Source organism: Bordetella avium (genome assembly GCF_034424645.1).
GTDB lineage: Bacteria > Pseudomonadota > Gammaproteobacteria > Burkholderiales > Burkholderiaceae_B > Bordetella > Bordetella avium.
In genome coordinates, this window is record NZ_CP139969.1 from 1,197,208 (window position 1) to 1,210,752 (window position 13,545).

Annotated in this window: 13 protein-coding genes; 12 read left to right on the top strand and 1 reads right to left on the bottom strand. The window is 62.2% G+C overall.

Going from position 1 to position 13,545, the window contains the following annotated elements; translation table 11 throughout:
- Nucleotide 1: 1 nt before the first annotated feature.
- Nucleotides 2–319 carry a quaternary ammonium compound efflux SMR transporter SugE gene (gene sugE, locus U0029_RS05650; RefSeq protein ID WP_012418030.1) on the bottom strand — a complete coding sequence of 106 codons (318 nt, stop codon included), beginning with the start codon at nt 317–319 and terminating at the stop codon, nt 2–4.
- A 254-nt stretch (nt 320–573) separates the two neighbouring features.
- Here sugE and panD point away from each other — a divergent pair, with 254 nt between their 5' ends.
- The 12 genes from panD to U0029_RS05710 all read left to right on the top strand — a co-directional run bounded on the left by panD (nt 574) and on the right by U0029_RS05710 (nt 13,474).
- Entirely contained in the window at nt 574–942 is a 369-nt protein-coding gene (panD, locus tag U0029_RS05655; protein WP_012418029.1) for an aspartate 1-decarboxylase, read from the top strand.
- Between the two features lie 51 nt (nt 943–993).
- Nucleotides 994–2,037 (top strand): CDP-6-deoxy-delta-3,4-glucoseen reductase, encoded by a 1,044-nt coding sequence (locus U0029_RS05660; protein ID WP_012418028.1) that lies wholly within the window; start codon nt 994–996, stop codon nt 2,035–2,037.
- Nucleotides 2,038–2,281: 244 nt separating this feature from the next.
- The gene (locus U0029_RS05665) at nt 2,282–3,538 is read left to right on the top strand and encodes a D-amino acid dehydrogenase (protein WP_012418027.1); all 1,257 of its coding nucleotides are present in this window, start codon (nt 2,282–2,284) and stop codon (nt 3,536–3,538) included.
- Between the two features lie 4 nt (nt 3,539–3,542).
- Nucleotides 3,543–4,874, top strand: a complete 1,332-nt coding sequence (locus tag U0029_RS05670) for an extracellular solute-binding protein (protein WP_012418026.1) — start codon at nt 3,543–3,545, stop codon at nt 4,872–4,874.
- A gap of 535 nt (nt 4,875–5,409) precedes the next feature.
- Complete coding sequence (locus U0029_RS05675) at nt 5,410–6,204, top strand: TcpQ domain-containing protein (RefSeq protein ID WP_012418025.1); 795 nt, start codon at nt 5,410–5,412, stop codon at nt 6,202–6,204.
- Nucleotides 6,201–7,763 carry a pilus assembly protein gene (locus U0029_RS05680; protein WP_012418024.1) on the top strand — a complete coding sequence of 521 codons (1,563 nt, stop codon included), beginning with the start codon at nt 6,201–6,203 and terminating at the stop codon, nt 7,761–7,763. Before U0029_RS05675 ends, U0029_RS05680 begins: the two co-directional genes overlap by 4 nt.
- Nucleotides 7,756–8,853: a pilus assembly protein gene (locus U0029_RS05685; protein ID WP_114852561.1), complete on the top strand. Its 1,098-nt coding sequence runs from the start codon at nt 7,756–7,758 to the stop codon at nt 8,851–8,853. Before U0029_RS05680 ends, U0029_RS05685 begins: the two co-directional genes overlap by 8 nt.
- The gene (locus tag U0029_RS05690; protein WP_012418022.1) at nt 8,837–9,259 is read left to right on the top strand and encodes a hypothetical protein; all 423 of its coding nucleotides are present in this window, start codon (nt 8,837–8,839) and stop codon (nt 9,257–9,259) included. The genes U0029_RS05685 and U0029_RS05690 overlap by 17 nt, the downstream gene beginning before the upstream one ends.
- Nucleotides 9,252–10,766 carry a GspE/PulE family protein gene (locus tag U0029_RS05695; protein ID WP_012418021.1) on the top strand — a complete coding sequence of 505 codons (1,515 nt, stop codon included), beginning with the start codon at nt 9,252–9,254 and terminating at the stop codon, nt 10,764–10,766. Before U0029_RS05690 ends, U0029_RS05695 begins: the two co-directional genes overlap by 8 nt.
- Nucleotides 10,759–11,859, top strand: coding sequence for a hypothetical protein (locus U0029_RS05700; protein WP_012418020.1), 1,101 nt, complete (start codon nt 10,759–10,761; stop codon nt 11,857–11,859). Before U0029_RS05695 ends, U0029_RS05700 begins: the two co-directional genes overlap by 8 nt.
- Nucleotides 11,860–11,885: 26 nt before the next feature.
- Nucleotides 11,886–12,479 carry a type 4 pilus major pilin gene (locus U0029_RS05705; protein WP_039051538.1) on the top strand — a complete coding sequence of 198 codons (594 nt, stop codon included), beginning with the start codon at nt 11,886–11,888 and terminating at the stop codon, nt 12,477–12,479.
- The gene (locus U0029_RS05710; protein WP_039051539.1) at nt 12,476–13,474 is read left to right on the top strand and encodes a PulJ/GspJ family protein; all 999 of its coding nucleotides are present in this window, start codon (nt 12,476–12,478) and stop codon (nt 13,472–13,474) included. Before U0029_RS05705 ends, U0029_RS05710 begins: the two co-directional genes overlap by 4 nt.
- The last annotated feature ends 71 nt before the right edge of the window (nt 13,475–13,545 follow it).

Below are 13,545 nucleotides of genomic sequence, written 5' to 3' on the forward strand. Positions count from 1 at the left end.
CTCAGGCGCTGGCGAGTTTCAGGCCCAGCAGGCCCGCAACAATGAGCAGCACGCTCAGAACGCGCAGTGCATTCAGCGTTTCGCCGAACAGCACGATGCCGGCTACGAAGGCGCCGATGGTGCCGATGCCGACCCATACGGCGTAAGCCGTACCCAAAGGCAGTGTTTTCATGGCGGTGGCTAGCAGCCAAAAGCTTCCCACCATGCCCAGTATCGTAATGAGCGATGGCCAGAGCCGTGTGAAACCTTCGGTGTACTTGAGCCCGACGGCCCAGACGACTTCGAGCAGGCCCGCAGAAACGAGGATAATCCAGGTCATGGCTGGTCTTTTTTGCAATAGTGGCGAAAGCCGCCAGAACAGAGAGGCTGTCCTCGTGAGGCGCTGCGGTATCCGCGATAGCGATGCGTGCCGACCCGAATGGATCTGGCAACGCCGGGCTGTCCCGGCGCGCAAAGATTATAAAATACGCTCCGGCCGGGGATGAAACCGGAATCTCCTGGCCAGGATGGCCTGTTCTGTTGGCAGGCCTCGCAACACTTGCGGACCGGTCCGCACACCCAGGAATCACTGTTATGCAACGCATTATGCTGCGGGCGAAGCTGCACCGCGTCACCGTCACCGAAGCCGACCTCCATTACGAAGGGTCTTGTGGCATCGACGAGGACCTGCTTGACGCTGCCGGCATGCGCGAGTTCGAACGCATCGAACTCTATAACGTCACCAATGGCGAGCGCTTTGACACCTATATCATCAAGGCCGCACGTGGCAGTGGCGCGATCTCCCTCAATGGCGCGGCGGCTCGCCGGGCTCAGGTCGGCGATCTGATGATCATCTGCACCTATGGCCCGATGTCGGAAGAAGAGTCCGCCACCCACAAACCTAAGGTGGTGCTGGTTGACGACGCCAATCGCGTCAAGGAAATCCGCAAGTTCCCCGCCTGACGGGGCCCCTGGCGCCATTAGGCGCCTTCTCATTTTCGATGTTTATCCCTTATGAGTTTTCAGGTCACCATCCAACCCAGTCAGCATCAATTTCAGATAGAGCCTGGGCAGACCGTGCTTGACGCGGCCTTGGCCGCAGGCATCGTGCTGCCTTACAGCTGTCGCACCGGCGCCTGCTCGACCTGCAAGGGGCGGGTGGTGGCGGGCGAGTTCGAGGCGGGCAATACGCCAGCTCAAATTTTGTCGCCCGAGCAACTGGCCGAGGGTTATACGCTGTTCTGCCAGGCGTATGCGCAGACCGATCTGGTGATCGAATCTACGGAAGTGCGCCTGGCTACTGACATCCAGATTCGCAAAATGCCATCGCGTGTGCAGACGATCACTCCGTTCGCACCGGATGTCGTTGAGATCAAGCTGCAATTGCCCGCTTCCGAGCAATTCCGGTATTACGCCGGGCAATACGTTGAGATCATTCTGAAAGACGGTCGGCGCCGCAGTTACTCCATGGCCGGTGCGCCGCACAAAGGCAGCCCGCTTGAGCTGCATATCCGTCACATGCCGGGTGGTGTGTTTACCGATCATGTTTTCGGGGCCGGAGCCACGCAGATGAAAGAACGCGAAATTTTGCGTCTTGAAGGTCCTTTCGGGTCTTTTTTCCTGCGAGAAGACTCCGATAAACCCATTGTGCTGCTGGCCAGCGGCACAGGTTTTGCGCCGGTCAAAGCCATTGTCGAGCATATGGCGCATAAGGAGATCCGGCGTCCGGTCACGCTTTATTGGGGCGGACGTCGTCCTCGGGATCTGTACATGAGCGAGCTGGCGCAGTCCTGGGCCGACACTCTGCCGGACTTCCGTTTCGTACCCGTGGTTTCCAATGCGCTTGAGGAAGACGCCTGGGCCGGCCGCACAGGCTTTGTGCATGAGGCGGTCATGCGGGATATTCCCGATCTTTCCGCTTACCAGGTTTATGCCTGCGGCACGCCGCTGATGGTGGATGCCGCCCGACGCGAATTCAGCACGCAATGCGGTTTGCCCGAAGCTGAGTTCTATGCGGATTCGTTCACTTCCGAGGCGGATCTGGCTGCCAAGGCCTGAGTCGCAACAAACGGCAATAGAAGCGATGCCGCTTCGGGGTGGTCAGCGGCTTGTTCCGCAGCGCTGTAAAGCCCGTGGGCCCGAGTCCGGCGTGACAGCCGGGGCGGGCCTTTTTCTTGCTTCGCCTGCCTGGCGGGTATAGGCGGGCGGGGCGCGGCAAGAGTAAACTGCTCAACCAGTATTTCAGCCGTATCCCGTTCGCAAGACCATCATCTCGGCGGGATGAACAGGGAGCGATCGGGGCATGAAAGTAGCGGTTTTGGGCAGCGGCATCATCGGAATTTCCAGTGCCTGGTGGCTTAGCCAGGCAGGCCATGAGGTCGTCGTCATTGATCGTTCCACCGGGCCTGCCCAAGAAACCAGCTTGGCCAATGGCTCGCAGATTTCGGTGTCCTATGCCGAACCCTGGGCCAATCCCCAGGCGCCGCTCAAGCTGCTGAAATGGATGTTCCAGGACGACGCTCCCCTGCTGTTTCGCCCGCAGCTCGATTGGCGGCAGTGGATGTGGGGCCTGGCCTTTCTGCGCGAATGTCTGCCCTCGCGCCTGGCGCCCAATATCCGCGCGATGGTGCGCATGGCGGAATACAGCCGCGCCACGCTGCGCGGCATGCGTGCGGATCTGGGCATTCAGTATGATCATCTCGAGCGCGGCATTCTCAATTTCTACCGCGATCCGCAGGAATTCGAAACGTCGCAGCGCGCCGCGGGGCTGATGCGTGACTTCGGCGTCGAGCGCCGTGTCGTCAATGCCGATGAAGTGATCGCGATCGAGCCTGCGCTGGCACCGCAGCGCGCCAATATCGTGGGCGGCGATTACACCCCGGAAGACGAAAGCGGCGATGTGCATTTGTTCACCGTCGGGCTGGCGCAGCATTGCGAGGCGGCGGGCGTGCAATTCCGTTTCTGCACCCGCATCACGCGCTTGCTGAGCGAAGGGGGGCAGGTTCAGGGCGTCGAGGTGATCGGCCCTGATGGCCGTTATGACCGTGTCAATGCCGACGCCTTTGTCGTTGCGCTGGGTAGCTATAGCCCCCACCTGGTCCGCCCGCTGGGCGTACCTTGCAATGTCTACCCCGCCAAGGGGTATTCGGCGACTTATCCTATACTCAATCCTGAGGCTGCGCCCACGGTCAGTCTGACCGATAGCAGCCACAAGGTGGTGTTCTCGCGTCTGGGCAACCGTCTGCGCATGGCAGGCACGGCGGAGCTTTCCGGATATTCCCGCGAGCTCAATACCGGCCGCTGCGCGGCATTGACCGCGCTGGCGCGTGAAATTTTTCCCGATGCCCTCGATTTCGAGGGTGTCAGTTATTGGTCTGGCCTGCGTCCTTCCACGCCTTCGAACGTACCGCTCATCGGCCGTACCCGCATTTCCAACCTGTATTTGAATACCGGACATGGCACGCTGGGGTGGACGATGGGGGTGGGTTCGGGCCGAGCGCTGGCCGATCTGTTGAGTGGGCGCCGGCCAGAGCCGGAATTCCCTTTTCTTGGTCTATGAACCTATGAAGACATTGCAAATGACGGGCGTTGCCCGTGTCATGATCGCCAGCCGGCGTGCTTGGGTGTTCAGTCTTGCGCTGGCGGCTGTGGGCGTGGCCCACGCCGACCCGGTGCAGATTCAGGTCTGGCATACGCTTTCGGGAGCCAACAAGGCCGAGTTTGAAAAACTGGCCAAGCAGTACAACAAAGAACAGAAAGACGTTGAGGTTCAACTACGCGACTTTCCTTCGCAAGAAGCCTTGCGTCAGGAAGCTGCGGCTGCCGTCCGAGCCAAGAAGACTCCCAACCTGATTCAACTGGCCGATAACCACTCGCCGGAAGTGGTTGCTGAGCACAAAGCCATCCTGCCCTTGTATCAATTGCTGGCCAAGTACCCGATCAAGGACCTGAACTGGTTCTTGCCCGATACCGCGAGCTTCACCCGTGACGCCAAGGGCCGGCTGCTGGCCTTCCCCTGGATGGCGGAAGTGCCGGTCATGTTCTACAACACCACCTTGTACAAAAAAGCAGGCCTGAATCCCAATCAGCCAGCTCGTACCTGGACGGATCTGCAGGCTGAGCTGCTCAAGCTGCGTGACGTGGCAGATATCGATTGCCCCTATGCCTCCAGCAATCAAGTGTCAGTGCACCTGGAAAACCTGGCGCCCGTCAACAATCAGCTCTATGCCAGCAACGGCAATGGTCTGACGGCGTCCAAGCAGGCCACTGCTATGCAGTTTGATTCGCTCTACATGCGCCATATTTCGCTCATGGTGAGCTGGAAGCGTTCGCTGCTGCTTACGGCTTATTCAAATGACAACAAGTCGAATCAGAACTTCGCAAAGGGTGAGTGCGGTGTGTTGACGGCTGAGTCCTCGGCCTTCGGCAATTTCAACAACACGCGCGGCCTGTCTTTCGGCGTGGCGCCCTTGCCTTACTACGACCAGGTCACCAAGACGGCTGGCCGTCCCTTCGTGAGCGGTTCGGCCCTGTGGGCGATGGAAGGCAAGCCGGTCGCCCAGGAAAAGGCCACGGCGCAATTCCTCGCCTGGCTGTCCAAGCCGGTGATCGCGGCCGAGTGGCATCAGCGCACCGGCTATCTGCCCCTTACGGAAGCGGCTTTCCGTGCCTCGGACGTGTCGTTCTACGACAAGATCCCGGGGGCCCAACAAGTCGTTGCCTCGCTGCGCAACCCTATTGCGGCCAACAGCCGTGGCTTTCGCATCGCCAACTACGATCGCATCGAGAACGTCTTGAATGTGCAACTCACCGATGCGCTTGACGGCAAGACGCCTCCCGTGGCGGCCTTGAACAACGCGCTTGGGCAGGCTCGCAACCTCGCGGCGCAACGCTGATCTTCATCGTTCTGCCGGCTTGTTGTTTTTGCTGCCTGCTGCGGGTCTGTCGTCTGATATGGCTTCCCATTCGTTCCGCTGAGTCAAGCCTATCGAGGGGGCGGCCACCGTCTCCAGACCTTCGATCAGATCCTCTCCGACGGCGTGATGTCGCTGGCAGCCAGGACCGGCCTAGGTCGATAGCGTGCAGTGGTGGCAGTGTCATGGGTCCGAAGCTCGCCCTGTTGCTAGGCGGCGCTTCTCGGATTTCCTGAGCGCGGTTTCTGGCGCTGCCGCGATCGAGTGCCATGCAAGGCCGGGGACGCTCTCCTCGGGAGGGCAGCAAGCAGGACGCGGAGTGGGAGTCCCCCCGCCGCCGGGCCGCTCCCAAGGCGGGGACGCCCTCCTCGGGAGGGCAGCAAGCAGGAAGTGCGCAGCGTGGGAGGCAACCCACTCTCCGTCTCCATGATGATTTTCTCCCTGCGTAGATGCCGATCTACCGGAAGGGCCGGCGGCTCCTCATCATGGAGCCGTTCCGCAAAGCAAGGCCCACAGAATGCGTCTACTCTTTCCGATTCTCGGTTTGCCGCTGCTCGCCGCTTGCCATACGACCTCCCCGCAGTCCTGGCAGGTCGCTGCCAGCCAGTTTGATTTCGACTGGCAACTCAGTGGCGACCCTGATGTTGCGCCTTTGCAGGTGTTCAGCAGTCCGCATGAAATCTGGCTCCAGTTCGCCCCAGGTCAGCGCGTGCCGGCGATTTTCGCCAGCACCGTCTCGGGTGAACAACCGTTGGCCATTCAACAGCGTGATCCTTACATTATTGCGCCTGGGGTATGGCCGGCGCTGACCTTACGCGGCGCCCATCGCGTCGCCCACGTCCGGCGCAGCAAGGCTGAACCGCCGCAGCCAGTCTCTCCTCCCATTTCAGAGACCATCCCGGCGCCGCTCATTCCGCCCCGGTCTATCGAGGCCGACACCCGGCACGCTGCGGATTCTGCGCTCAGTCCGCCCGCAAGCGCTCCTGGCAAGACACCGTTGCCCCTTGAAATCAAACCCGGGGCACCCGTTTTCTTCGCGGGCCCGCCCGACCTGACTTTGCGCGCCGTGCTCAGCCGTTGGGCGCTTCAGGCCGGGTGGGATTTTGCGCCGGAGCACTGGGCCCTCAATGCAGATATTCCCTTGCAGGGGCAAGCGCATTTCGAAGGAGATTTCAAACAGGTAGTGCGCAGCCTGTTGCGCGCCACCGAACTGGCCGACCGGCCTTTACAGCCCTGCTTCTATGCCAATCGCGTGCTGCGCGTGGTGCCGCTGGCGCAAAGCTGCGATCGCAGCGCCGGGGCGGCAACATGAAGGGCGTTGCGAAAACAGCGGTATTGCTTCTGTCCTGCTTGATACTTGGCGGTTGCGCGCTTCAGGCGCAATGGCAGGCTTTGCGCGATGTGTTGAGCCAGGCTCGCGACAAAGCGCAGGCCTTGCATGACAACGAGGTCAAGGCGCAGGATGCCCGGGCGTCCCGTGCCGCGCGGGAGGCGGCACAAGAGGTTGATAAACCCTGGCTGGCCGGTCCGGCTCAGGCGCTGGCGCGCGAGGTGGCCCTGCCAGCTCCCCTGCGTGCCCGAGTCGACACCACCCTGATTTTCAGCGACCGGGCCGGTCTGTCCCAGATCGCCGAGCGCTTGCAGCGCGCAACGGGTATCGCGGTGCGCGTACAGCCCGAAGCCCTGTTGCCGGTACAGCATTTTTTGCCCCGCCTGACAGAAGCCGGCGCTTTCGTCGAAGCCGCTCTGGCGCAGGTCGAGTTGCAAGAAGGGCCGCGTCCCTTGGCCGATATCCTCGACTCCCTGGCGGCACGCCTGCTGGTCTGGTGGCGCTATGAAAACGGCGCGATCGAGTTTTATCGCAGCCAGACGCGCGTATTCGACCTGAGGGCTTTGCCTATCAGCGCCCAGGCTCAAACGCAGTTGGGGCGTCAGGCCTCGGAGGGCGAGGGTTTTGACAACGTCATACAGGCCCGCGCCACGCTTAATCAAGCCGAGCCCGGTCGGGTGTTGCGCACGCAGATCCAACCCTTTCTGACCCGTTCCGGGGTGGTGGCCGAGGAGGGCGAGGCCTTGGTGGTGACAGACACCCCCTATGTGCTGTCGCGGATCGAGGCCTTTATCAAACAGGAAAATGCCCGGGCAGGCCGTCGCGTGCGTTTGCTGTTTCAAGAGATCACGCTGCGCATGAATACTCGCTCCGAAGGCGCGATCGACTGGCGTCTGTTGCACAACAGCGCCCGCGTTGCCGCTCAAGGCATGTTGCCCACAGGACTGAGCGCAGCCATTCCTGGCGCAGACAAGACGGGTTGGGACGGTTCGCAAGCCCTGATCAAGATGCTGGCGCAATACGGCGCCATCAGTCATCAGCGATCCATTCCTCTCTTGACGTTAAACCGCCGGCCGGTCACCTATGCCGTGCACAACACTTTCTCCTATGTCGATCAGGTTGAAAGTCTGCGCGCCGCGGATGATAAGGCAAGCGGTGTCGCGATCAACCAGAAGCGTGTCACGGTAGGGACCTTCCTCACTTTGCTTCCAGATGCTCAGGATGACGGCAGTATTCTGCTGTCCATTGGCTATGACAGCACGGTTGCTCAGCCGCTCAAGGCCCTGGCTTTTGGCAGCAACAGCCAGCCGCTGCAGGTGCAACAGCTCAACCTCGACGGCAATGGCAGTGTGCAGCAGGTGAGGGTGCGGCCTGGGCAGCCGGTGGTCCTCTCGGGTTTCGATCGCAGTATCGATAGCTATGACCGTCAGCGTTTTACTCCCGATGCGCCCTTGTTGACAGGTGGCCATGACGCCGCCAGTCAAGAGCGTCTGCTCACCGTCATTGTGCTTAGCGCCCAATTGGAAGAGGCCGATGGCTGATACGATCCTCAAGGCCGCCAAGGGCGGCGGGCGCTGGGTGTACGGCATGGCCTGGTTCGCTGTGGTTGGCAGCCACGCGCCGCGCATGGCGCGGCTGCGCGCCCGTCAAATGGGGGCCAGTCATTACCTGCTGGGTGGTGAGCAGGCGTTGACCGTGGGTTGCTCGCGTTTGCGGGGCCGTGGCGTTTTCCATTCCGCCGCGCAGCAAGTGGCTTCGCACTTCGCCCCCGCCTCCTTCGCAGCCATTCTTGCTCTCGACGATTCTCACTGGCTGGTCGCGGTGCAGGAGGGTGCGGTCTTGTCCGGGGGTGATCAGCTATTCGCCCGCTATGCCGACGCCGAGGCCGCGCTTGATCGCTTGGGCCCCGACTTTACGGGCAATTCCGAAGACGCTGAGCAGGCCTTGCAGGCCCTTCCCGGCAAAGCCACGCGTCTGCATGCCTTACCGCCCCGCCCGTCGGGCTGGTTGGTGTTGGCGGTGTTGACTGCGGGACTAGGTCTGTGGCTTTGGCCCACAGCGCAGGCGCCAGCACCGCTTGCACAAACCGAGAAGCCGGCCGAATTATGTCTGGCCGATGTGCTAGCGAGCCTGCAGAAGATTCCCATGCGTCAGGCGGGTTGGCTTTTGGCTGAAGCCCAATGCCAGGCAGGGCTGCGGAGCTGGTCATGCCATGCGCGTTATCAGCCAGAAACCTCCAGCGCGCTGAGCAGCGCCTTCCGGACAGACGGGCCCTGGACGCTAGCACTATCCGGCATGGATGACATCGCGCTCAGTTGGCAGGCTCCTGGCCAGTGTGAGGTCAGTCTTAGCGGGCAGCCACCGGACCTGCGCTGGATGCAGGCCATGCAGCCATGGCGAGGCGCTTTCGATGAAATCCATATGGGTCCCTGGATGCCCAAGGATGAGGTGCAGGCGCGGGCCTTACGTCTGAGTGGGCCTCTGCGTTCTTACTCGCTCCCTCCCTGGCGCAGGCTGCCTGCGTATTGGAGCCGCGTGCAACTCCACGTTGATCTGTCTCGCCCCCCGTCTGCACGCAGCAGCGGGCTCACCCTGCTCGTTGAAGGAGATCTTCATGCCGTCATCCCCTAATTACCGCGTTGCACTAGCCTTAGTGCTTCTGTTTGCGTCGCCGCCAGGCTTCGCCGAGCTAGATCAGAGCGTGAAGGACTGGTTGCAGCAAGAGATCGAAACTCCGCCGCCTCTAGCGCCGGCCGCTGCTGCGCCGCCATCCGCCACAAGCGACGCATTATCTGGGCAGGTTCAGGCTCCGCTGGCGTTACGGGCGCTCTACGGCGTGGGCGCAGGCATCAAGGCGGAGCTGGACAATGGTCAGGGCGAGCGCTATCTCGCGCAACGAGGTCAAGCACGCCTGCTCGGCGACCATGATTCGTCCGTCACCCTGCATAGCATCCAGCCGCCTTGCGTGCAGCTCAAGCTGCAAGATGCGCGGCTGTCTCGGCGCTGCATCTTGCCGGCGCAGGCCGCCCATGATTGACACGGTCGTCACTCTGCGTTCGCTCTCGGATCTGCAACCCGCGTTTTCGCGCGTGCTGCAACATGAGTTTGATCTGGGCGGCCTGACAGGGCAAATATGTCCGGTGCTGTTGGAGGACGGCCATGCAGCGCTTTTTGCGCAGGCCCGCTACGCCCGTGGCGCCTGGGCCGCAGAGCTGTTGCGTCTGTTGCGCGAGCGTGGTTATCCGCTCGCCAGCCCCGCCTGCTATCAGGTCGATGCTGCCTTGCTTCTGAGTCTGTTGCGCGAATCGAACGCCGCTCCCGTCAGACCCGCAACAGGCCGTCCTGCGTTGGCAATGCTCTTTGAAGACATCGTGCGGGCCGGTCTGCGCGCTGGCGCAAGCGACATTCATCTCAATGCGATGGCCGAAGATGCTGCCCAGGTGCGCTACAGCATCGATGGGCGCTATGTCAGGCTGCCCGAAGTTTCGTCGCTGGCGAGAGCCACGCTGATGGATATGCTTGCCGTCGTTTGGATGGATGTCGCAGGTGGCAATGGCGCGGTGTTTGATCCGCGACAAGAGCAGCAGGGCCGGATTGTCTGCCGGATAGATGGGCAGGAATGGATGTTGCGCTGGGCTTCGCTCGCCACCGATAACGGCCCTTCTGTCTGCCTGAGGATTCTGCGGCGAGATGCTGCGGTGGGCTCCAGCCTGATCGATCTGGGCTTTGATGCCTCTCAGGCGAGGTTGTTGCGGCAGGCTTGCGCTCGCGAGGGTGGGGCCATCGTAGTGGCGGGCAGGGTGGGGTCCGGCAAATCCACCACTTTGGCGACCTTGCTCAGAGGGCTTTCTTCCAGCCGAAAAATCGTCACGCTCGAAGACCCAGTTGAACTGCGTATCAATCACGCCTTGCAAAATACCGTGGGGCGAGGTCTGGATGCCGACCACGATGGTGTCTTTGATGCCAAACTGAAAACGCTCAAGCGCAGCGCCATGAATGATGTCTACCTGGGCGAAGTTCGGGACCAGGAAACCGGGCGTGCTTTCATGGACCTTGTGGGGTCGGGCGTCAGTGTCTACACCACGGTTCATGCCGGCTCGGCGCATGCCATCGTGGCCCGGCTCGCCTCCGACTTCATCGGGGTTCCGCTCGATTTTCTTCGCACGGAGGGCGCGCTCAAACTCTTGGTTTATCAAGAACTGTTGCCGCGTCCCTGCCCGCACTGCGCTCGGGATGCCGGCGTGCTCTATCGGGGCGCCCGGGCGGCTGCCTGGTCCAGGGTGCTGCGCGCCTTGCCTGTCGAGGCCGGCCTGCGTTTGCGTAATCCGGCAGGCTGCCGTCATTGTGGGCAGGGTGCGCTGCCTGGCTATCTCGGGCGCAGCGTCGCTGCCGAAATTCTGTCAGGCCAGGGGCTTGGCAAGGCCTCCTGGCCGCAAGTGTTGGCAGCCAAGGTCTTGCGTGGTGATATCGATCCCCGTTTGTGGGCCGTCCGCATGGGGGGTGTCGAGGCGCTGGCACGTCACATGGAGGCTGGCCATGCGTGAATCCTGGATTCAATTAAGGCTGGACGCCTGGCGCTTCCAGCGAGCCAGAGCCGATTACTACGCCTACCTGGGTGCCTTGCTGCAGGCCAGCGAGGGGCGTGTCGCCCTGCGCGATATTTTCGCCAACGATCTGCTGCGTTATGGCCCAGGGAATTACCGGGGTCGCTTGGGCGCACGCTGGGCCAGCGCTTGCGGCACGCACGGCGGAGATTTGGCGGTGCTTTGGACCGGCGTCGCACCCGCCCAGGATTGCCTCTTGCTCGCGACCGCGCAATCGGCGGGCAGCGCTGCCTTGGCGCAAAGCCTGCTCGATCTCGCACAGGCCAGCCGTCTTGCGGATGATGCCTGGCGGCAGATAAAAGGCGCGGTGCTGGCCGTTGCGCTAGCGCTGACCGTGCTCATTGCCACGTTATGGGCGCTGCCGCTTTTTACCGTGCCCCACTTGGTTCAGGTGTTTGCCGATCTGCCTGCGGCTTATTACGGTCCCTGGACGCGCGCGCTGACGCGTTTCGCCGGGCATATGGTCTGGGCAGGGCCGCTGTCCGCAGTGCTGGCGGCGGCTAGTCTTGCTGTCTGGCTTTGGTCTTTTGGGCGTTGGCGCGGGGCCTTGCGCAGCCGTTTCGACAGAGTAGGGCCCTGGCGTCTTTACCGCGATTCGCAGGCCATCCGCTTTCTGAGTCTGCTCGAGGTGCTGATCCGCGACCGTGGCGCTATCGATGCGCGCTTGAGAGCGGCCTTGAAGGCCTTGCGGCAATATGCCTTGCCCTGGTTGGCCGGACATATCGACGAAATGCTAGCGCGTATCGACCGAGGGGAGGTGCAGGCCAGCACCTTCAACACGGGCTTGCTCGACAGACAGCTGTGGTGGTTTATGAGTGACATGATGGCCGCGCATGGCATCGAGGCTGGCTTGTCGCGCGCACGCCAGCGCATCGAGCAGGCCTGGCTTCCGCAGTTGGCTGCCCAGGTGCTGTTCTGGCGTTGGTTGCTGCTGCTGGGCACCGTGCTGTGCATGCTGGCTTTGGTGTTTTGGCACTACGGGGTCATCGACGAACTCAGGCGCGGTCTGGGCCATTTCTATTCCAGTCATTGAGCGGTTTTTTCAGCAGAGGAGTACTCATGCGTCATCTACCACCTGCCGCCAGCCGGGCCGCCCGGCAGAGCGGTTTTTCTTTGATCGAAGTCTCTGTTGTTGCGGCCATCCTGCTGGTCGTGGCCATCATTAGCGTGCCGTCCATCCAGGCTTACGTCGTCGAAAGCCGTGTCCCCAGGCTCGCCGAAGAGCTGCAACGTTTCGTGGTGCGCATGCGTGTGCTCGGCCTCGGTGGATCCGCGACGCCCTATGCGGGCGTAAACACGGCTACCCTGGCGGCCGCAATGCGTGACTCGAATGCCGTGACGGTCTCCGGGCAAGGACAGGGCGCCGTGGTGAGCCATGGCCTGGGTGATGGGGGGATCACCCTGACGAGCGCTTCCCGGGCAGGTGGGGCCGCAGGCTCGGCCTTCACACTCAAGCTGGACCGGGTGCATGCGGCAGCCTGCCCTGGTATCGCCACCGCCTTGCAAAGCCTGGCCTCACGTGTCAGTGTGCAGGGACAGGGGGAGGCCGTGGTGGTCAAGGATGCCGAGGCCAGCCCGGCCAAAGCCTATGATGCCCTGCGAGCCTCGGCGCAATGTGCCGATCGCAACACCTTTGTGTTTACGCTGCCGTGAAGCGCAGACAACAAGGCTATGCCCTGCTCGAACTGATGGTCGCTTTGGCGATCGGCTTGCTGCTGAGCGTCCTGGCTGCTGGCAAGTGGGCCAGGGAGGCTGATGATCTGGCCCTGCGTGCGAGCGGCCAATGGATGGCGCAGCTTCGCCTGGCGTTGGAGCAGGCTTTACTGAAGAGGCAGTCCGGCAGCGCATCGCCGTTTGGCGATCCTGCCGCGCCCACCCTGGCCGAGCTGGTCCGAGCGGGCTTTTTACCGCCCGGTTTTCCGCTGCGCTCTCCTGCGGGTTTTGGCGTCAGTCTGCGCGTGTTGCCCACGGCTGGCTGCACAGATGGCGCCTGCCGAGTGGACGGTCTAGTCATTGCAGATCAGGCTTTGCAAACGCCATCGGGTGAGCCTGACCTGATGCGGCTCTCGCCTTTGCTACAGCCTCTGGGCGCGGAGGGCGGTTATGCGGACGCCAGCTTAAGTGGCGCGCAATTCCGCTATCCCAACCCGCCGGTGCCCGGTATGGCTGCCTTAAAGCCGGGAACGCCCTTTGCCTGGGCGGGGACGCATGGCGGTCTGGACCCCCGCTATGTGCGCGTTGGCGATGACCGAGACCCTCAACTGAAGGCCGGCCTGAGCGTGGGCGGCGCCATCCAGGCGGCTGGAAGCCTGCTTGCGGGCGGGGTGGTTCGCGCTGAGGCGCGACGTCAGCAGGGCGGGTTTTGTCAGCCAGGTGAAAAGGGGGCGCTGGCGCAGGACGCAAACGGAAAGCTGCTGCATTGCCAGCAATCTCGTTGGCGTCCGGTGGAGGGTCGGTTTGGTGGCGCCTATGCGCACAACAATATTTATGGCTGCCGCATGCACAACGGAAAAAGCACCAAAAACCCGCTTACCGGGGAATGCTCCTGCGCTAAGGGATATGCGCCCACGCTGGTCGCTTACGGGGGTAAATGGTTGGAGACCGAGGGTTGGACTTACGGCTACGTCTGCATTAGCGAGGATTCGTAGCAGGGGAGGGCGGTGTCTGGCAAGTGGGCGTCCAGCCTCTATAATCAAAGATTCGCCAAAATCCTGATTCA